This window comes from Glaciecola sp. SC05, assembly GCF_041380235.1.
GTDB lineage: Bacteria > Pseudomonadota > Gammaproteobacteria > Enterobacterales > Alteromonadaceae > Glaciecola.
On record NZ_JBGIYY010000026.1, the window covers coordinates 1 to 19,823 of the forward strand.

Genomic DNA, 19,823 nt, shown 5'->3' on the forward strand with positions numbered 1-19,823 from the left:
GGGGTCATTTTTACACTGCCGTTAACACCATTCCTCTTATTCATTACGGACATAAAACTTAGGGTTTTTTAGCTAAAAAAATAGTATGTCGACTACCTTTTCCTTTTCGCGCTCTGACCACTTCAGTGCTAACGTTATATCCGGCTTTTTTTAATCGCAACGTAAAAGCCTTATCGGGTCCAGCAGACCAAATTGCTAGCATGCCCCTTGGCCGTAAGCTTGTGTATATCTGCGAAAGCCCTTGCGCTGAGTATATCCAATTATTATCGGTTTTCGTTAAGCCTTCCGGGCCGTTATCAACATCTAATAAGATTGCATCAAATATGGGTTTGTTGCCTGTCAATAGTGTTTTAACGTCACCGATATGCACATTGGTGCGTGGGTCATTAAGCGGATAATTAGCACAGGCTCCTAAGGGCCCTTTATTCCACGAAACGACTTCTGGTATCAATTCGGCTACGGTAACTTGAGATGTGCTGCTGAGCAGGTTAAGAGCTTCAGATAATGTATATCCCATACCTAAACCGCCTACTAATACATGAGCTTCTTTTGCTGAGCGCAAGTGGGCACAGCCAAGTATTGACAGTTCTTTTTCTGAGTTGTAAACACGACTATTCATTAACTCGCCACGAATCCCAGACAGGCGAATAGAGAATTCATCTTCTCGGCGTGAGAATTTTAATTCACCACCGCCATTAGGAATTTGTGCTGTTCCTAGTTCAATCCAAGCATTCATATAAGAACCTGATAACCAACTTTAGCTCAAGCGCACAGTAACATACTCAAGCTCACGCTTTTCATTTAATATTCAGCGATACCAAAAGTATTAATTTAAAGAAATCTTTGTGAATTGGTTTTATAAATCAAATCGATTGGGGAGCAGCTTACCAATACTCGACTCCCATCGCTGATCTTGGCTGTGGTTAATACACAAGACTGGAGCAGCAGGGTCTTGCATAAATTCAGTGACTACCTGCCTGCAAGCCCCGCAGGGCGATATCGCTTGTGCTTGGTTAGATAATACGTAAAGGGCGCTAATAGACGTCATACCATCAACAATGGCTGCTGAAATCGCCGAGCGCTCTGCGCAGACAGTTAAACCATAGCTAACGTTTTCGACGTTTACACCATAGGCCAAGCGCGTTTCTCCATCAATCTGGTAAGCCACAGCGGCAGCCACCTGAACCTTTGAGTATGGGCTGTGTGATTTGGATAATAAATCACTCAGGTGGCAGACTATGCTTTGTTCGTTAATCGACATATCTATTAGAATACCTATTGGCTAAATATCTTTCATGAGTTCTTTAATTGCTCTTTCAAGCTGCGGGTCGACCCCTTTAGCTTTATAAGCGGGCGGATTAAATACTTCAATATCTGGAATTGCTGGGACTTTTTCCATATTTTCTCCGCTGCCTTTTACCCACCATCCTCTAAAAGGCATACGCACACGTGACCCATCGACCAGAGAATAAGAGCCAGTGCTTATTACCGCACCAAAGGTTGGACGACCAACCAGTTTGCCAATACCCAGAGCTTTGTAAGCATGCGAAAAGATTTCAGCATTCGAATAGCTGTTTTCATTGCTCATTGCAATCGATGGTTTTGTCCAAGCAGACAACGGTAATCGTTCAGAAAACGGGTAGGTGTTTTTAAATTGGCCATGATTTTTTTCAATGTCATCGGTCGCGCCGCGTGGAATGGTGTAAGAATGCTGCTTTACACTTAAAACTGTCATTAAGTAGTCCGTGGTCCAGCCGCCACCATTGTATCGGACGTCGATAACAATGCCGTCTTTTCCGTAACCGGCAGCCATAAGTTCTCGCTCAAATCTCTCAAAGCTAGTCCAGTTCATGCCGCGAATATGCAGGTAACCGAGCTTTCCACCTGACAGCTTGTCAGTCAGACGTCTGCGCTCGCTAACCCAATCATCATAGAGTTCATTGCTTAGGGAGTCGGTTGGCCAAATCACCACTTCTTTGCTTGCGCCGCTACGCTGTATGTCAAGCAAAACTGGAGAGTTAATAGTGTCAGTGAGTAAACTGTAGAAATTTTGCCCGCTCACGTTTTGTCTATTAACAGTTTTAATTACATCACCGACATCCAGTTTACTATCCACTCTATCGGCCGGACTTTTGGCTAATACTGATGTAATTTCAAAACCATCGTCGGTATGTTTGCCTTCAATACCTAATAAACCGGTTTTTTGAGATTGTGTTTGCTTGGGATTTTCACCTCTTCCTATGCCCATATGGCTAGCATTGAGCTGTCCGAGCATCAAATTAAACATCATTTGAAAGTCTTCTTTGGTTGAGGCTTTCAATGCTAAGGGACGATATTTATCACGCAGAGAATCCCAGTCTTGACCATGAAATTGCGGGTCATAGAAACCGGCCTTAAGTGCTCGCCAGCCCTCATCAAAAATTTGTGCGCGCTCTTGTACGTTATCAATTTTGATTTGAGAGCTAACATTTAAAGTTTCAGATTTATCGTCCTTTGTCGCAACTCTCGTAATTTTACCGCCATCGAGCAGTGCAAACATATGCTTGCCAGAGTTTTCTAACAATAGTTGAGAAGGTTTTATATCTCCACCAATAACGGTTTTGCGATCCTCCCCATTCCATTTTATTTTGTAGAGATTTTGTTCAACTTTATTGTTTTGTCGACCAGCACCATCGGTACTGTAATAAATATGCTCGCCCTCCTTATCGAAGACCATCTGCATTTCATTGCCAGTAAAGGAAGTAACTTGTTCTAGGCGCTGATAAATGCCATCAAAATCGATTTTGATCGGCTCAACTGTTTTTGCTTTATCCTCAGACTTTTCGTCCTCGCTGTCATCGTTTTTTGCTTGCTTGCCATTAGCTTTAGGTTTGTCGTCGTTAAGTTCCATTCTGCGCCATTCTTCTTTTGAGCGCTGCCAGTCTTCTTTAGTTAGCCAAGCAAACCAAATGTCAAAATCGCCATTGTTACGCATAGAGATAAACCCGAGTTTTGAACCATCGGGGCTCCAAATAGGGTCGACGTCGTAACGTGGATGCATACTCACATTCACTGGGGCTGAGGAGTTATCAGCGGCATGAATGTAAACCTCTTCGTTAAAGTTCAAATCTGACAAGGAGTAAGCAAGCCAAGCGCTGTCGGGTGACCAGGACACGCGAGAGGGGCTATCCCAACCATCAAGCAATTTGATTTGATTGCTCAAGATACCAAGCTCACTTATGCTTGCGCTAACAAGCACGCCACGGTCCTGTCGGAACGCTATCTTTTTCCCGTCAGGAGATACAATAGGGGAAAACTCTTCTTGCTCTGTAGTAGTTAAGCGCGTGACTTTCGGCTTCAAGCTGCTAAATAAGTTGGCTTGCTGTGGATCATCAGAGCTTAATAAAAATAAATCATTTTGACCCTCGCGGTCAGATACAAAAACCAATGCGTTGTCATTTAACCAAGTAACGTCCCGATCCCGAGCAGGGCCGGTAGACAATGCCACGCTGCGCTTGTCTTCTTTATCGTTGCGAGTGACATAAACATCGCCGCGCACTACATATGCACTGAGTTTTCCATTTGGAGATACTGCGTACTCATCTACTTTGTTTGCGAGTGTCTTTGCCACAGTCGGGTCAAATCTAAAGTCGCTGTTAACGTCAATATTGAGTTCGATTTTAGCCTTGTTATTTGGATTGAGTGAAAAAACCTTGTCGCCCGCTTGGTAGACAATGTTGGCACCGTCTTTTGTGGTGCTGAAGTGATTTACGCCAAAGTTAGTTTCATTACTAATTTGTTCAATCTTGCCGTTTAATGTGGCTTTATGAACATTATACTTGCCCGAGCTAGCCGATATGAAATAGAGGCTATTGTTGTTTATCCACTTAGGCATGAAGTCTTGCCCCTCGGACTCAGTAAGCCGTGTATAGCTGTCTCTTTTGGTGTCGTAAATCCAAATGTTGCGGTTGGCAGGGCCATCGTATGCCTCTCTTTCGATGCGTGCGGTACCTCGTACAAATGCGATTTTCGTTCCGTCGGGAGAAACATTGGCGTCAAAACCCAGAGCATCCATAAAACGAGATTCGGTTTTATTACCTTGAGCATCTACGCTTAACACTTCTAATTCACGCTCTACCTGCTTATAGAGTCGTTGGCTGTTAAACAAGACATGATTGTCTGGGGTGAAGCTGATGACATGATCATTTGCAGAGTGATAGGTAAGGCGGGTTGGAGTACCGCCGTTTTTCGGAATTACATAAACATCATCATTGCCAAAGCGGTCACTGCTAAAGGCCAACAAAGTAGCATCATTTGACCAAGCCGGATTACTTTCATAGCCCTCGTGAATGGTTAGCCGGTCTGCGCGGCCACCGTTTTTATTTACTGTCCAAATATCGCCTTGATATGAAAACGCAATAGTGCTGCCGTCGGGGCTAATTTCTGGCTGTAAAATAAGCGGGCTGGAAGCGGCTGTGGCCGATAAACTCAGTAGGATACCAATAGCGATAGATTTCATTCAAACACCTATTATTATTTTATGTTTGTGACAGCTTAGACTCTTATCACTTTCATTTAATGAAAGCGTGCGCTATGCAGCGCACTCGGAAAGGCATCAAATAAGCTCTCTGTTTTGCGGTTAATTAATCCTTTAGCGGACTGTATACGCAAAAAAACGCCATTCACATCAAAATGAAGGCGTTTTTTTACTAGAGATTAAATCGGCTCAGTGCACCCAGTGGTAGCGATGCGCTTTTGCTTCCATTTCAAAGCGAGTTTCTTCGGGCATAAACAGCTGATTGTTTGACTCAAAGAAAAACGGTTGGCGGGTTTTATCGCTGCCTACTTCATTCATGGTGGCAGTGTCGAAAACTCGACCGTTTATCACGGTGTGAGTAACATATTCGCTGCGTCGAATATCGTTTAGCACATCACCGTCAATTACTGCTAAATCTGCTAATTTACCAACTTCAATACTGCCTATCTGCTTATCCATGCCCAAATGCATTGCACCGTCGATAGTACCTCCGCGTAAGGCTTCAAAGGGGGTAAATCCGCCTTGATGCATGATCCATAGCTCCCAATGGGCGCCTAAACCTTCGCGCTGTCCGTGCGCACCAATCATGACTCTTACGCCATTGTCTCGTAGGTGTTTGGCATATTTTGCCACTTCGATATGATTGTATTGGTTATCTGGAGCGGTTTGTCTGCGAATAGAGCGACCGTCCACTAAAAAGTTAGGCACATAGCGCAGCAGGCGTTCGTTTTTCCATACTTCGGTGCGATCATAAAAGTAGTATTCACCCGACATCCCGCCGAACGACACAACAAACGTGGGGGTGTACCCAAACTCGGTAACTTTCCAAAGCTGTGTTAAATCGTCATAGCCTCGTGGGATTGATAGGTTGTGTTCCAGTCCCGTATGTCCATCAACAAGCATCGACACGTTTTGTTGGAATTTACCGCCGCCCTCAGGCATCACCATCATTTGTTGCTTTTCGGCTGCGACGAGAACCTGCTGTCGCTGGTCACGGCGCGGTTGGTTATAGCTTTTGACTGATATGGCACCTAAGTCTTTGAGTCGCTGCACATGAAAAAAAGCATCGTCGTAGTTATTAATAATAGCCTTGAAGCTCAGCGCTTCGGCACCGTACAAAATGGTACCTGTTGAATATATTCTCGGCGCAACAATTTTGCCCGCTCTTTGTAGCTCAGCCGCGGCCATAATTTCAGTCGTATCGTTAGACGGATCGTGGATGGTAGTTACCCCGAACGAGAGGCTGGAATACTGCTCCCAGTTTTGCTGAGGAATAATTTCATTGCGCCCTTGCGGACCATGAGAATGGGCATCAATTAAACCCGGAATAATGCTTTTGCCGGTGGTATCAATTACAAGAGCATCGTCTGGAATACTCACGTCACCGCGCTGTCCGACCGAGATAATGCGATTGCCTTCAATCACAATCACGCCATCTTCAATGACTTCTTGCTGATTGTTGGCATCACGCATGGTAATGACTTTGCCGCCGCTAAGTACAGTGACTTGATCGGGTTTATTAAAGCTTTGCTGAAAAGATAAGTCGACGCCATCGGTGAGCGGCTCAGGCAAGGGCTCGCCGCTTGCAGATAAAAACGTAAAGGCTTCGTCTAAACTGCGTTCAAAATAACGAGGTCCATGAGACCATCCTACGCTAGTGCTATTATCCCGCCAGGTCATATAATTCCCAGCGCGCGCTGAAAGCTGCTGCACGGGCAAAGATTTCATATCAGGCCCGATAGTGATGCGCTTGCCTACTTGCGCAAACAGCATCACATAAGTGTTGTACTGATGTACAAATGCAAGATACTTTTTATCGGGCGATAGTCGGTACTCGCTGACTTTATCGGCGCCGTAAAAGTGCTCTTGTTTGTCTTCGCCATTTAAATCAACACTGACGAACTGCGTTTCAGGATAAGCAGCAGACACCGACTCGGTAAAATATACTCGATCATTGCCGGCGCTAAAATGCGGCTCTATACCTTGTTTAGAAACCCTAGTAGCGCTTTTTGCATCGAGATCCAACACATATATACCTGGGTTATTTGAGTATTGGGGGGCAAGTAGATAGCCACCGGTTACTTTGCGATAAGCAATAAGTTTACTGTCGGTAGAAAAACTCGGTTCAATAAAGTGGCCAGGCTCAGTATTGACTACTTTGCCTTTGCCGCCACGTGATGAAACGACACGAACAGTACCTAAATCTTGATCGTTCCAAGTAGTGTATACAATCTTTTTGCCGTCGGCTGAAAAGCGAGGATAATATTCATCGTGATCATTTTGTTTAGTCAGACGCTTCGTTTTACCCGACGACACATCCTTTACGTAAAGTTTACCGAGAGCTTGAAACAAAATGGAGTCGCCGTCGGGAGAGCGTTGCGCCCAGCGAATGGCTTTTACGTCAAATTCGTCAGGGGCAACATCCACCTCAAAACGCAGGGCCTCTGCGTATTTAAGCTCGGTATTGACCGTAACATCAAGAGTTGTTAGCGATTTATCGGCAATGTTTAGCTTGTGGAATTTACCACCTGTCCAAAAAATGATGGCGTCGCTTTTCGGCGTCCAATCAAAATAGGCAAAGTATCCTTCCGTACCAAAACCTTCCTGCATATCGCGCTCAAGATCTAAAAAAAGCGGCTTTTCTAAACCGGTAGAGAGCTCTTTGATAAACAGTGCAGTTTTACTTTTCACGCGGCGAACAAAAGCTACATATTTACCATCGGGAGAGGGAGTTGGCACAACTGCACCGCCGCTGCCAGATATAAAGCGTTCTTCTTCACCGTTTTCACGATCGTAGCGAGTGATAGCGAAAATCGCATTGAGTGGGTCACGGTTATATTCAAAGCGCGAGCCGGGTGAAACGTCATGGGTAAAATAAATGTATCTGCCGTCAGGCGAAAAAGCGGGGTCAGCGATATTTTGTTGTTCCACCTTGCCGTTTTCGCGCTCTTTGATCACGATGCCATTACCACCGGTATGGTGGTACATCCAAATTTCACCCGCTGGAATGCTGCGCGAAGACATAATTCCTTTCATTACTACTAAATATTCGCCATCGGGCGACCATTTAGGGGCGTGAATAACATGCTCTTTTTCTTTGGTCACTTGAACAAGGTTTTCACCATTCATGTCCATTATCCAAGCATTTGATAAACCGTCTCTGTCTGAAATAAATGCAATTTTGGTGCCGTCAGGACTCACCGCAGGATGAATGTTCCAAGCAAAGTCTTGGGTAAGAGGTTTTGCTTCACCGCCATTCGCATCCACCATAAAAATATCGCCAAGCATGTCAAACACAAAATGCTTGCCATCGGGAGTAACATCAAGGCTAGACCAAGTGGTTTCATTGGTGCTAATCGATACGCTTTTTAGCGGCATAGGAGGGTTTAACACATCCCAATTTTCATATTCTGATGTGCTTTTTGAGTTTTCGCTCGATGTTTGCTTTTCTTGAGCGCTGGCCTGAAACAGCGCGCTCAAGCAGGTTATTAGAGCAAGGGATAGCAATTGTTTTTTCATAGGATGTCGTTTTTATTATTGTGATTAATTGAAAAGTCGCTTATCACAATAAAGGCTATTGAGTTTAGGTGCAACATTCATAGCAAAGAGTTACCAATGTTCAATCGGGCTTACAACCAGTTTTACATGGCCTCTAGGCTAAACTGGCGATTGCGTATACCCATTAAGGTATTGTCAGCAGCCTCACCAATGGCGAAGTAACCCGGTCCCGCAGCTTCTAGTAATACGTATTCTATGCCATCGTGACGGATAGTCTTATCGCCGGGCTTAGCTCTGATCGCAACTGCTAGCAGTGCATGTTTAGGCAATAGCACCATTTTTTGCCTTACCGACTCATTGTAGGCTCGCAGTAGAGACGCTAAAAATGCCGCTTTGCTATCGCAATCACCTTGGTTCTGCACCAATAAATCTTTCGGGGAAACATACCCAGCACCGTTTGAAGAAACGCGACTTTGCAAGGTGTTATATGGAATGCTCTGCATCCAGCTTAAGGCGAGTTGAATAAATTCACGCGGGTCTTTATTATTTTGCTGCATTGCTTGTATTGCCTCCACTACAGGTGTGAGATGCACACTGCTGAGCGCCGCGTATTTCGCGTGGTCATGTTTGATGGAGCTTTTGCCTAACTCTGAGGTGAAGTCAGTGTAAAAATGTGTCGAGAGATAAGTTTCTCTGGCTTCAAGGCTGAGCGTTTTAAGCCTTGCCATAATTGTTTTTCCCGCTTTTTCAGAGGAACTCGTCACACCGTATTCGATGCGGGTAGCTTGGCGGGTGACCTTGATTCGAGCTGTTTTTGGGTCGATAGTTTGAGCGTGTTTGAGCAGTGCCACTTCGATTTCGCGCTGCATAATGTCGTTACTAAAAGCGGGCTGAGTGACGGGCATCTGTCTAAAAGAAGATGCGGGGATGTCGAATTTAAGATGGTAAGTGGTATCTGCTACTCGCCAGCTATATGCAAAGGCATTTTTCGTCGCGCTGGGCACATGCTGATATTTAATCTGTTTGGCGGTGGCTGAAAGTGGCGTGCATAGCAATAAAAGGAGCATTCCTAGGAATGTAAACAGGCTGCAGATGCTGCTTTTGCGGTGTTCATATTGCAACATGCCTTATTTCCTTTTTTAACTGAATGTCTCGCCTATGTTCACTTATCGGCTACGGAGAGAAACTGCTTAAGCCTCTTGTGCCGTAAACCAATTTAATTGCTTATGCAAGCTTACTACGCCGCCTACAATGATCAAGGTGGGTGGTTTGATATCTTTGGTCAACGAGTTTTTTAATATGTTTTCAAGGGTACCGGTTAATACCTTCTGGTTTGCGCGAGTTGCATTTTCCACTAAAGCAATTTCGGTAGAGGGGGCTAAGCCGTGCGCTATCAATTCTCGACAAATAATCGGTAAACCGGTTAGCCCCATATAAAATACTAAGGTTTGACTCGGTTGCGCAAGGGCTCGCCAATTTAAGTCGATGCTATTGTCGCGCAGATGGCCGGTAGTGAAGGTAACTGATTGAGCATGATCGCGATGGGTCAATGGTATGCCGGCGTAGCTCGCGGCGCCGGTTGCTGCTGTGATGCCGGGCACTACTTGAAAATCAACACCGTGTTCTATCAATGTTTGTATTTCTTCACCACCGCGTCCAAAGATAAAGGGGTCGCCGCCTTTTAGTCGTACTACGCGATTGCCTTCTAGCGCAAGTTTGGCTAACAGTTCGTTAATTTCTTCTTGGGGAATGGTGTGATTGCTCTTGGCTTTACCAACGTAAATTTTTTCAGCGTCGCGCCGCACGAGCTCTAAAATATCAGGAGAAACTAATCGGTCGTAGACCACCACGTCGGCTTTCTGCATCAGCCTAAGCGCCCTAAATGTCAGTAAATCTGGATCGCCTGGACCTGCACCAACAAGATATACTTGGCCTGCGGGTTTGTCACCATTTTGATATTTTTGCAAGGCGATATCCAACTGAAGTTCGGCTTTGGTCTGTTGACCCTGTAGGACATTTTCGCCAATGTCACCGTCGAGTACGTCTTCCCAAAAATAGCGTCTGTCGGTCACAGAGCTCAAAGCAGTTTTGACCTTGTCTCTAAATCGCTCTGAGAAGTCTCCCAATAAACTAATTTTATGGGGCAATACCGTTTCTAGCTTTTGACGAATGTAGCGTAGAAGCACAGGAGCAACGCCACCGCTGCTCATGGCAATGATGATCGGACTGCGATCAACGATGGATGGCGTAATAAACTTGCACAATGGCGTGTTGTCGACCACGTTAACAAGGATCCCTTTACTGTGCGCCATGTCATGAATGTGTTGATTGATACTTTGTTTATCCGTCGCGACAAAAACGAGGGTTTTGCCGTTTAAGTCATCTTCAACAAACTCTCTTTCATGAAGTGTGACATTTTCTAGTCTCGACAATTTAGCGACAGTATCACTCACCCAAGGCGCAACTACGGTGATTTTCGCCGGTGTTTTTAAGACCAGCTCAAGTTTGCGCGCAGCCACTTCTCCTGCGCCAACGATTAGGCAGTTTGTGTGTTCGGCATCGATAAAGACGGGAAAGTATTTCATGACATATAGTGTAGAGCAAAAGTGAAGATTAAGAAGTAACAAAAAAAGACGTGATATAGCAAAATGTAATTAAAAGTTTGAAAGTTATTACAAAAACACCCGAGAGCCTAGAGCCATCAGGTGTTTTTAAGTGTTAGTGGCCATCAATTACAAATGTGCCAGTGCTATACCGGATTGTTATTTTGTCTTTTTACGCTTTGGTGGCTCATCGTTCCAAGCGCGTAAATTCAAACGCTGACCCGATACACGAGTTTTCTGCAAGGTTTCCTTTGTTTCGGGGGGCATTGCGTCCGGCAAATCTACCAACGAATAGTTATCGTGAATATCAATCGCGCCGATATGCTTGCTGCTGATATTCGCCTCGTTAGCAATAGCGCCTACGATGTTCCCTGGTTTTGCACCATGTACGTAGCCTACCTCGATTCTAAAGCGCTGCATGCCGGCTTCAGGTTTGCCTCGAGGGCGACTTGGGGCTTTACGTTCGCCGCCTCTTGCACCTCTATCTCCGCCGTCGCTTTTACCGCGAGGGCTTCGGTCTCTTGAAGAGGGGCGCTCTGAGCGTTCTTTGAAAGTCGGTACTGCGTTCAAATCAGGACGGTCTTTATCACCTAAAATCAACGGCTCGTCACCTTGGGCAACTTTAGCTAATGCTGCCATTACCATTTCGGGTGAGGCTTCAGATGTTTCCATAATGGATTCGACAACCGGCATATACGATTCAATAGATTGGTCATTTAAAGCTTCAAGGACACTGTTTTTAAAACGATCTAAGCGTGATTCATTGAGTTGTGAAATAGATGGAATATCCATTTTTTCGATAGATTGTTTGGTGGCTTTTTCAATGGCGAACAATAAACGCTTTTCACGATGTGAAATAAACAATATTGCATCACCTGTGCGACCAGCGCGGCCGGTGCGCCCAATCCTGTGAACGTAAGACTCTGTATCGTATGGAATGTCGTAGTTAATAACGTGGCTTACACGTTCTACATCTAAGCCGCGAGCCACTACATCAGTGGCCACCAATATATCGATTTTACCCTGTTTAATCTTATCTACGGTGCGTTCACGCTGATTTTGTGGGATATCGCCGTTGAGTGGCTCTACGTCATAGCCTCTAGCGCTAAGTTTTTCAGCCAACTCAACCGTAGCAGTTTTGGTGCGCACAAAAATAATCATGCCGTCAAATTCTTCAACTTCCATGATGCGCGTTAGTGCTTCAAGTTTATGGTGCCCGGCTACTTGGCAATAACGCTGGCGAATCGCACTAGCGGTTTTAACGGTAGAGTCGATTTTCACGTGCTGAGGGTCTTTCAAATATCGTTTTGTAATGTTTTTAATCGCATCAGGCATAGTGGCTGAGAAAAGTGCAGTTTGGCGTTCCTTGGGCGCATGCGACAAAATAAGCTCAACGTCATCAATAAAGCCCATACGTAACATTTCGTCGGCTTCATCTAAGACTAAAAATTTAAGCTTATCTAGACGCAATGTTTTGCGCTTAATGTGGTCGATAATTCTACCCGGAGTACCTACGATTACCTGAACGCCGCGTTTCAGCTGGCGAATTTGGTTGTCGTAAGAGGAGCCGCCGTATACTGGCAATACCTTAATCTTTTTAGAAAAGCTAGCGTACACCTGAAATGCTTCAGCAACTTGTATTGCTAATTCACGGGTTGGCGCCAACACTAGAAGCTGGGGAAATAATTCGTCTGGATCGATATTGGCTAGCATAGGAAGTGCGAAAGCGGCCGTTTTACCTGTTCCGGTTTGTGCTTGGCCAAGTAAATCGTGGCCTGCGAGTAGCAATGGAATACTTTTAGCTTGAATTGGCGATGGTTTTTCGTAACCCACTTTTTCCAGAGCCTGTAATAGGTTTTCTGGCAAATTGAGGTCTTTAAAAGTGATGTCGACAGTGTCGGTCATAGGGTGTCCTGATATATTTCGAGAATGAGGCTTAGCAGAGAGGTTACGTACGCCAGATGATAATTTGCTATTATATTAGAAATTGGTGCTTTATACCATTAAACTTATTGCAGTAAAGTGTGTTTAATGTGTAAATACAGACACTGAGTTAACGGACTTAATAGAGGATGTTCGCCATGACGGTTGATAAGCATAAACAAATTCTTTCTTTTTCGCGTAAGCGACTGATTAAACTAGTGGGCGCTGGCGCAATTGCGATAAGCCTTATGGCTTGCTCTGGCAAAACTGTCGATGAGCACATTCAGCAGGCGCAAGTTTTCGTAGAGCAGGGCGACAATAGTGCCGCCATCATCGAATTAAAAAGTGCAGTTCAGCAAGAGCCGCGCTCTGGCCTCGCTAGGTTTGAGTTAGGCAAAGTATATATTGCGCAAAAAGATTTTGAATCGGCGGAAAAAGAGCTATCGCGCGCACTAGAATTGGGACATCCTGCAGCGCAGGTTATTCCCCTTCTCTCTGAAGCATATCAGCGCACCGGCGCTAATGTTGCATTAGCAGATTTAGAATTTGATGCGCAAAGCTTGACGACAGTTGAGCGTCTTGAAATCGGTTACCGTAAGTTGCAATCATTTTTACAACTAGAGAAAAACGGTGAAGCGCGCATTTTAATCGACCAAATGAGTACCCTCGACTCAAGTTCGGTGTACAAAGGTCTCATAGAGGCGCACCGTGATGTTTTAGATAACGACTATAAAAGTGCTTTGGAACAAGCCAAGGTGCTTATTGAACGTGCTCCGTTAAATCGTGATGTGTTAAGTTTTACCGCGCGTTTATACATGCTCAATGGTGAAGAGCAAGAAGCAGCGAATATTTACGAATCTTACATTTCAGTGGCTTCAGACGATATTGAATCAAAGTTCGCGCTAGCTAATATGCTCGTGCAGCAAGGCGAAAACGAGCGTGCCGAAGTATACGTTGATGAACTCATGCAGCTTAGTGATACTAATCCACTATTAAATCAGCTAAAAGGCATCATACGTGCCGCGAGCAACGACTATCAGAATGCCCTGTCATTTAGTGAAAAAGCCATTCAATTTGGTCAATCTGACCCAAGAGCGAGATTAGTTGCCGGCTTTGCTGCCTTTCAACTAGGTGAGTTCGAAAAAGCCGTTGGTCATCTCAGTATTGTAGCCCCTCTGCTACCCGATGGCCACCCGGGCCTAAGGATTTTAGCAGCGAGTCAATTGCAATCTGACATGGGAACTGAAGCTAACGAAGTGTTGCCGAGAATAGGTGAGCTAAGCAACCGAGATGCGTCGTTATTTTCTCGTGCTGGCTACGAGTTGCTTCAAGAAGGCAACATAGACGCGGCTCGTGCAGTTATAGAACAAGCTGAAAAAATAAGCGAAACTGCTGATGATCTGACGCGATTAGGTATACTAAAACTCTCGGTAAACAATATTGAAGGATTAATTAATCTTGAGGCTGCGGTTGATAAAGCGCCCGAGTCGGTAACTGCAAAGTCTACGCTCGCATCGGCATACCTCGGAACGGGGCAATTAGATAAAGCTATTGAATTGGCTAGAGAGTGGCAACAATCAAACCCCCAAGAAGCTGAAGGATACCTGTTAGAAGCTGAGGTCCTGCAGCGTCAAGAAAATTATGCGGGCGCCCAAAGCTTGCTCGAACAAGTTTCTGCATTTGCGCCCGACAGTACCCCTTTGTTGATATCGAAAATCAGACTTAACTTGCGCCAACAGAAGGTTGGGGAAGCTTTGTTAGTAACCAATCAGCTATTAAGCATCGAGCCAAATAACGTGATCGGCTTGGCCAGTTTATTTGCTATAAAGCTCGAGGAGGGTAAGCAAAAAGAGGCAATCGACCGTATTCAGAAAAGTTTCAACGAAGATAAAAGTAACCAGGCGGTAGCTCTTTTACTTGCAAGGGCAGCTTTAGCAGATAATCAGCCTAAACTGAGTATACAAGCGCTGGACTCAATCAAGCCAGATCGCAGCGCAGCCAATCAATTTTGGGCGATTAAAGGATTTGCATTATTGCGGGACAATCAAAATGATGCAGCCGAAAAGCATTATCAAAAATGGGCAGAGGTTTTTCCTAGTCAAGAAAATGCAATCATTGGACAACTGCTTATACTGGATGCAAAACGTGAATATGAAAAAGGCTTAGATTTAACCACTGACTTTTTAGCACGTAAGCAAAACTTACAAATTTCATTTTTACAAAGTTATTTTTATGCGATGGCCGGCGACGCTTCGGGTGCTAAAGCTACGCTAGAGAGCATTGACGACCAATACTCAGCATTGCCATTTTTAAGAGGGGTAGAGGCAAGAGTTGCGCTACTAGAAAATCGTCCCGAAGATGCAGTTGACGATGCTTTGGTCTCATATGATGAAAATAAAAAGACCGATAATCTGTTTGTGCTAGTGCAAGCTCTAGAAAGAACCGGTCAAATGCAGCGAAGCTTCGATGCTATTGCTGCGCATAGCCAAGAGTTTCCGGATGATATGCGCGCAAAACTACTTCTTGCTGAGCGTCAAATTGAGTCTGACAGTTCCCAAGCTATAGCGTCTTATAGGCAGATGTTGGAAAAAGCACCGAATAACTTTGTGGTGCTAAATAATCTTGCGTACTTGCTAATGGAGCAAGGCGATCTTGTCAATGCTGCTCAATTTGCTGAGCGAGCATATGAAATTGAGCCAAGCAATGTAGCAACCGTTGATACTTATGCTCAAGTGCTTATCAAACAGGGTAAGACCGAGGACGCAGTTGAGGCGTACAATAAAGTTATGAATGATAAGGTTACTAACGAAGAAATCATTCTTAATTACATTGATGCCCTATTGAGAAATGGTTCGACTGTTATTGCAAAACGCAGATTAGAAGCAAGAACCTTTACCAACCCGGCATCACTGGAGCGCATTAGCGCTTTAAAACAAGAGTTTGGTATCTAAATTCAGACTGGTGATAGTAAGTTCGACTTACTAGTAATAATATTTTGGCCTGCTTTTATAGCAGGCCATTTTTGTCTAACTCGGTAAAAATTGATGTTTGAAAATATGCATGCGGCGCTCGTTCGCCTTCGAAACAATAAAAGCTTTGAGTTCTTTGTTATTGCCGTGATTATTATTTCGGCTCTTGAAATTGGGGCTAAAACCTACGATTTGCCTCCAAGTGCGTTGCTCGTCACTCAATATCTTGATGTTTTTATAACGCTATTCTTTTTGATAGAAATTTTGATCAGATTTATCACAGAGGATAAAAAGAAAGATTTTTTCAAATCAGCGTGGAATCTCTTCGATACTATTGTTGTGGTTATAAGCCTCATCCCAATTGATGAGTCTGAAATGGCTCTATTGGCCCGTTTGATTCGGATATTCCGAGTGTTAAGGATGATATCTATTGTTCCTGAATTGCGGATCTTAATAAACTCGCTGTTAACCGCGCTGCCTCGATTAGGTTATGTGGTATTGCTGATGTTTATTATCTTTTATATCTATGCAGCGATAGGTTCTTTCATATTTAGCGACATCAACCCTGTACTGTGGGGCAATATAGCAATTTCGATGCTCACCCTCTTTAGGGTAATGACGTTCGAGGATTGGACTGATATCCAGTATGAAACTATGGAGGTATATCCTATGAGCTGGATATTCTATATGACCTTCATATTCTTTACCGCTTTCGCGTTCTTAAATATGGTCATTGGCATTGTTGTTGGGGTCATGGAAGAAGAGCACAGCAAAGAGCGCAACAAAGGTCAGCCATCGTTAGCGGATATTCAGAATCAAATCGCTAGTCTTAGCGCGCAATTAAGCGATATTCAGCAGCAAGCAAAAAACAAGCGCTAGCAAAGTGATATAAAAAAGGCGCTGTCGTTATGAAAACCACAGCGCCTTTTTCGGTTTATATAGCGCTTAAGATTGCTCTGTAGGAGCAGGTTTTAGCGCCTGATTAATTGCCATCAAATCGTCAACAGTCAGTGTCCCTGCCGCTTGTTTTAAATTGATAATAGAAATAACAAAGGTATATCTTGCATCGGCTAGGTTGCGACGAGCATCAAACAGATTACGAGTGCTATTAAGCACATCGACTATGGTACGGGTACCTACGTCAAAACCTGCTTCAGTGGCTTGTAATGCGCTTTCTGCTGATACCACTGATTGCTCTAATGCTCTTATGGTAGAAATTGAAGCCTTCACATCATTAAACGAACTGCGCACTGTGCGGACAGTTTGTCGATAAGTAAGCTCTAAGTTTTCACTGGCAACGACATAATCAGAGCGAGCAATATCACTGCGAGCAGCAACTGAACCGCCTTGATAAATAGGAACATTTAAATTGATACTAATGCTTTGACTGTCTAGTGATGGCAGCTTATTGGTTGTTCCATTAATTGTATTTTCACTATCGTCAATACCGTAAGAACCCCGCAAGCCCAATGTTGGGAAGTGTCCTGCTCGGGCCAAGTTGATATCTTCTTTTGCAATATCTTTGGCAAATCGTTGTGCCAGTAAATTCAGGTTTGACTCTTTAGCAATATCTAACCATGCGCTAGCGGAGTCAGGTGCTGGTGATACCGCACTGAAACGTTCGGTATCGAGCACAAATAACCTATCATGATATTTACCGGTAATCTCACGTAACTCTTCAAGTCTTAATTCGACTAAATTTTCAGCTCGAATTTGGCGGGCTACGGTGTTGTCAAAATTCGCCTGCGCTTCATGCACATCGGTAATCGCAGTTAGCCCGACTTCGAAGCGTTGTTTTGTTTGTTCTAGCTGGCGTTCGATGGCACGTAGTTCGGCTTTTACAAATTCTACGTTATCTTGTTCTCTTAAAATAGATAGGTATGCCGCTACTGTACGCTGCATTAAGCCTTGAAGTGTGGCGCCCAAACTTGCATCACTTTGCTGTGCCAGTAATTCTGCTCGGTCTAAACCAAGCCAATTTGCATGGTCATACAGCGACATGTTTAGGTCGATACCGTAGCTAAGAGAAGTATTGTCAATATCAAATACTCCAAAACCCGGTTGAAAACGTTGGCTGCTGCTATCAGAATAACTAACACTGCCTGAAAGCTGAGGTAATAGATTTGCGCGACTTACTTCAATGGCTGAATATGCTGACTCTTTTTGCGCTTGCGCGCGATTAATGATGGGATCGTTGTCTGCTGCTAAGTTGTATACATCCATTAAATCATCGGCAAATGCAGTGCCAGATACAGCAAATCCTATAAAAAGAGTGAGAATCGTTTTTTTCATTGGCAAGCGCCCTACTAAATGAGTTCAATATAACAATATGTTGCGATAAGTGTAGTGTATTTAAGCGATTTGTAATATCAATTGCTTGTAATATTTACGACGTAAGTGTAACAGAATGTGATAAATACATAGATTAAGTTTCTGTTATAAAAGTGTAGCGCAACACCCTACAATAATCACCTTTAGCAAAGGATCAGTTTTCAATGTCAGAATTTAGCAATAAAGATGTCACCATAATCAAAAAAGAAAATGTGTTTGAGGGCTTTTTCAAAATGATAAAGTATTCGTTTACCCACAAGAAATACGACGGTAACCAAAGTGATGTGGTGGTTAGGGAAGTGTTTGAACGAGGGCATGCGGTAGCAGTATTGGCTTATGATCGAAGCTTGCAAGAATTCGTACTCATAGAACAGTTTCGCTTTCCTGCGATGGCAACATCAAACGACCCTTGGATGATAGAGATTGTTGCTGGCATTATTGAAGAAGGTGAGCAGGAAGTTGAGGTGTGTAAACGAGAAGCCTTTGAAGAGGCTGGCGTTGTATTGCAAAACCTTACTAAGGCGCTTAGCTATTTGTCGAGTCCAGGCGGCACGACTGAAAGACTGCACATATACATGGCACAGGTAGATGCTTCGACCGCACATGGCATTCATGGCTTAGATTATGAATCTGAAGATATTAAAGTGCTTAGAGTCAGCGAAACCCAAGCGAGAGAGTGGCTCAAAATAGGCAAAATTGACAACGCAGCCGCGATTATTGCGCTACAATGGTTTTTTATGAACAAGGATGAATTATTTGCACGCTGGGACGCCGAATAATAAATGGAGTAGAAGTTGAAACGACGTTATGTCCCGCATTTACCGAGTATTCTCGCCATCTGTGAGAGCAACTATGTGTGCATGTTAAAGCTATTGCCAGACTGTGATAGTGAGGATTTAACCTATGCGTTTAGCATTACATCAAAGTTAACTTATAAAATTACTATTCTAGATTCGACTCGCTACACCAGCACCTTAAAAATCGCGCAGGTAGACAGCAGCACGCCTGCTTTTTTACGGCCAAGTATGGTTGTGCGCCTTTACCACGATGCCAGAGTGGCTGAAGTATTAGAAGCTCAGCGTACCTCCCAATTAAAACCTGTTTATGAATATCCGAATTTGAGTATGCACCAGCGTAATGAAAAGTTTTTGGTCAATGTATTTTTGGCGGAGTGGCTACACTTTTGTTTGACTCAACAAATTGCATCAAGTTCTTATAATTAGACCCTAGGCTCATTGCATTGAGGAGCATATACCTATGCAGCATGTGATTTATTTGCATGGCTTTTTAAGTTCACCACACTCTGTAAAGGCACAACAAACCTTGGCGTTTGTGCGGCGCTGTTATCCCGCACTCAATATGCATGTCCCGCAGCTTTCTGGCGATATTGTTAAAGCGATTAGTATGATTGAATCGATAGTTGCAACTCTGCCCGAAAGACCGCTTCGTTTTATTGGCAGTTCGATGGGCGGCTTCCTATCCACTTATTTTGTCGAAAAGTATGCGAATAAACAGGGCGCAAAAGCAGTTCTGGTTAACCCTGCAGTCACTCCGCATAAGTTGCTGAATGATTTTATAGGTGAGCATATTAATCCGTATAGCCAAGAACGCTTTACGATCACTCATGATGCGATTGGAATATTGCGCTCCCTCGAGGTGCAAAAGCTTGAGCATATTCAGTCCTACAAAGTATTGCTCCAAACCGCTGATGAGACACTCGACTACCGATTAGCCGAGGCTAAGTATAAGGGCGCTGACATGACAATAGAGCAGGGCGGCAATCATAGTTTTATTGACTATGATAAGCATTTACCCCAGATTTTTGAGTTTTTACGTTAACTAATTTTTGTTCATGCAAATTTGTCATATTGCTTGCGCTCAGTGCCCTTGCTACTATGCTTGATTAGCACGTAAAAATTACCGCAAGCCGTTCAAAAAGATCTAAAAAGTAATGGACGGTCCATACTAAGAATAACAACGAAA

Annotated in this window: 13 protein-coding genes; 5 read left to right on the forward strand and 8 right to left on the reverse strand. The window is 44.0% G+C overall.

Features of this window, described 5'->3' with window-relative positions; all coding sequences use genetic code 11:
- Positions 1–58 precede the first annotated feature (58 nt).
- The 7 genes from AB9H30_RS18210 to AB9H30_RS18240 form a co-directional block, all read right to left on the reverse strand.
- The gene (locus AB9H30_RS18210; protein WP_371196170.1) at positions 59–736 is read right to left on the reverse strand and encodes a hypothetical protein; all 678 of its coding nucleotides are present in this window, start codon (positions 734–736) and stop codon (positions 59–61) included.
- Positions 737–856: 120 nt separating this feature from the next.
- Positions 857–1,261, reverse strand: a complete 405-nt coding sequence (locus AB9H30_RS18215) for a cytidine deaminase (protein WP_371196172.1) — start codon at positions 1,259–1,261, stop codon at positions 857–859.
- A gap of 21 nt (positions 1,262–1,282) precedes the next feature.
- Positions 1,283–4,498 carry a S41 family peptidase gene (locus AB9H30_RS18220; RefSeq protein WP_371196174.1) on the reverse strand — a complete coding sequence of 1,072 codons (3,216 nt, stop codon included), beginning with the start codon at positions 4,496–4,498 and terminating at the stop codon, positions 1,283–1,285.
- A gap of 207 nt (positions 4,499–4,705) precedes the next feature.
- Complete coding sequence (locus AB9H30_RS18225) at positions 4,706–8,035, reverse strand: amidohydrolase family protein (protein WP_371196176.1); 3,330 nt, start codon at positions 8,033–8,035, stop codon at positions 4,706–4,708.
- Between the two features lie 122 nt (positions 8,036–8,157).
- Entirely contained in the window at positions 8,158–9,138 is a 981-nt protein-coding gene (locus AB9H30_RS18230; protein WP_371196178.1) for a hypothetical protein, read from the reverse strand.
- Between the two features lie 66 nt (positions 9,139–9,204).
- Entirely contained in the window at positions 9,205–10,599 is a 1,395-nt protein-coding gene (cysG, locus tag AB9H30_RS18235) for a siroheme synthase CysG (RefSeq protein WP_371196179.1), read from the reverse strand.
- Positions 10,600–10,776: 177 nt separating this feature from the next.
- Positions 10,777–12,522 (reverse strand): DEAD/DEAH box helicase, encoded by a 1,746-nt coding sequence (locus tag AB9H30_RS18240; protein WP_371196181.1) that lies wholly within the window; start codon positions 12,520–12,522, stop codon positions 10,777–10,779.
- A 176-nt stretch (positions 12,523–12,698) separates the two neighbouring features.
- On the opposite strand from AB9H30_RS18240, the gene prsT reads away from it, so the two are divergent.
- Positions 12,699–15,491, forward strand: coding sequence for an XrtA/PEP-CTERM system TPR-repeat protein PrsT (gene prsT, locus AB9H30_RS18245; protein ID WP_371196183.1), 2,793 nt, complete (start codon positions 12,699–12,701; stop codon positions 15,489–15,491).
- Positions 15,492–15,584: 93 nt separating this feature from the next.
- Positions 15,585–16,388, forward strand: coding sequence for an ion transporter (locus AB9H30_RS18250; RefSeq protein ID WP_371196185.1), 804 nt, complete (start codon positions 15,585–15,587; stop codon positions 16,386–16,388).
- A gap of 66 nt (positions 16,389–16,454) precedes the next feature.
- Here the strand turns inward: AB9H30_RS18250 and tolC are convergent, their stop codons facing one another.
- Positions 16,455–17,801 carry an outer membrane channel protein TolC gene (gene tolC, locus AB9H30_RS18255; RefSeq protein ID WP_371196187.1) on the reverse strand — a complete coding sequence of 449 codons (1,347 nt, stop codon included), beginning with the start codon at positions 17,799–17,801 and terminating at the stop codon, positions 16,455–16,457.
- Between the two features lie 203 nt (positions 17,802–18,004).
- Here tolC and nudF point away from each other — a divergent pair, with 203 nt between their 5' ends.
- From nudF to AB9H30_RS18270, 3 genes are all read left to right on the forward strand, one after another.
- Positions 18,005–18,619: an ADP-ribose diphosphatase gene (gene nudF / locus AB9H30_RS18260; RefSeq protein ID WP_371196189.1), complete on the forward strand. Its 615-nt coding sequence runs from the start codon at positions 18,005–18,007 to the stop codon at positions 18,617–18,619.
- An 81-nt stretch (positions 18,620–18,700) separates the two neighbouring features.
- Positions 18,701–19,063 carry a DUF1249 domain-containing protein gene (locus AB9H30_RS18265; protein ID WP_371196249.1) on the forward strand — a complete coding sequence of 121 codons (363 nt, stop codon included), beginning with the start codon at positions 18,701–18,703 and terminating at the stop codon, positions 19,061–19,063.
- A 34-nt stretch (positions 19,064–19,097) separates the two neighbouring features.
- Entirely contained in the window at positions 19,098–19,679 is a 582-nt protein-coding gene (locus AB9H30_RS18270) for a YqiA/YcfP family alpha/beta fold hydrolase (RefSeq protein WP_371196191.1), read from the forward strand.
- Positions 19,680–19,823: the final 144 nt, after the last annotated feature.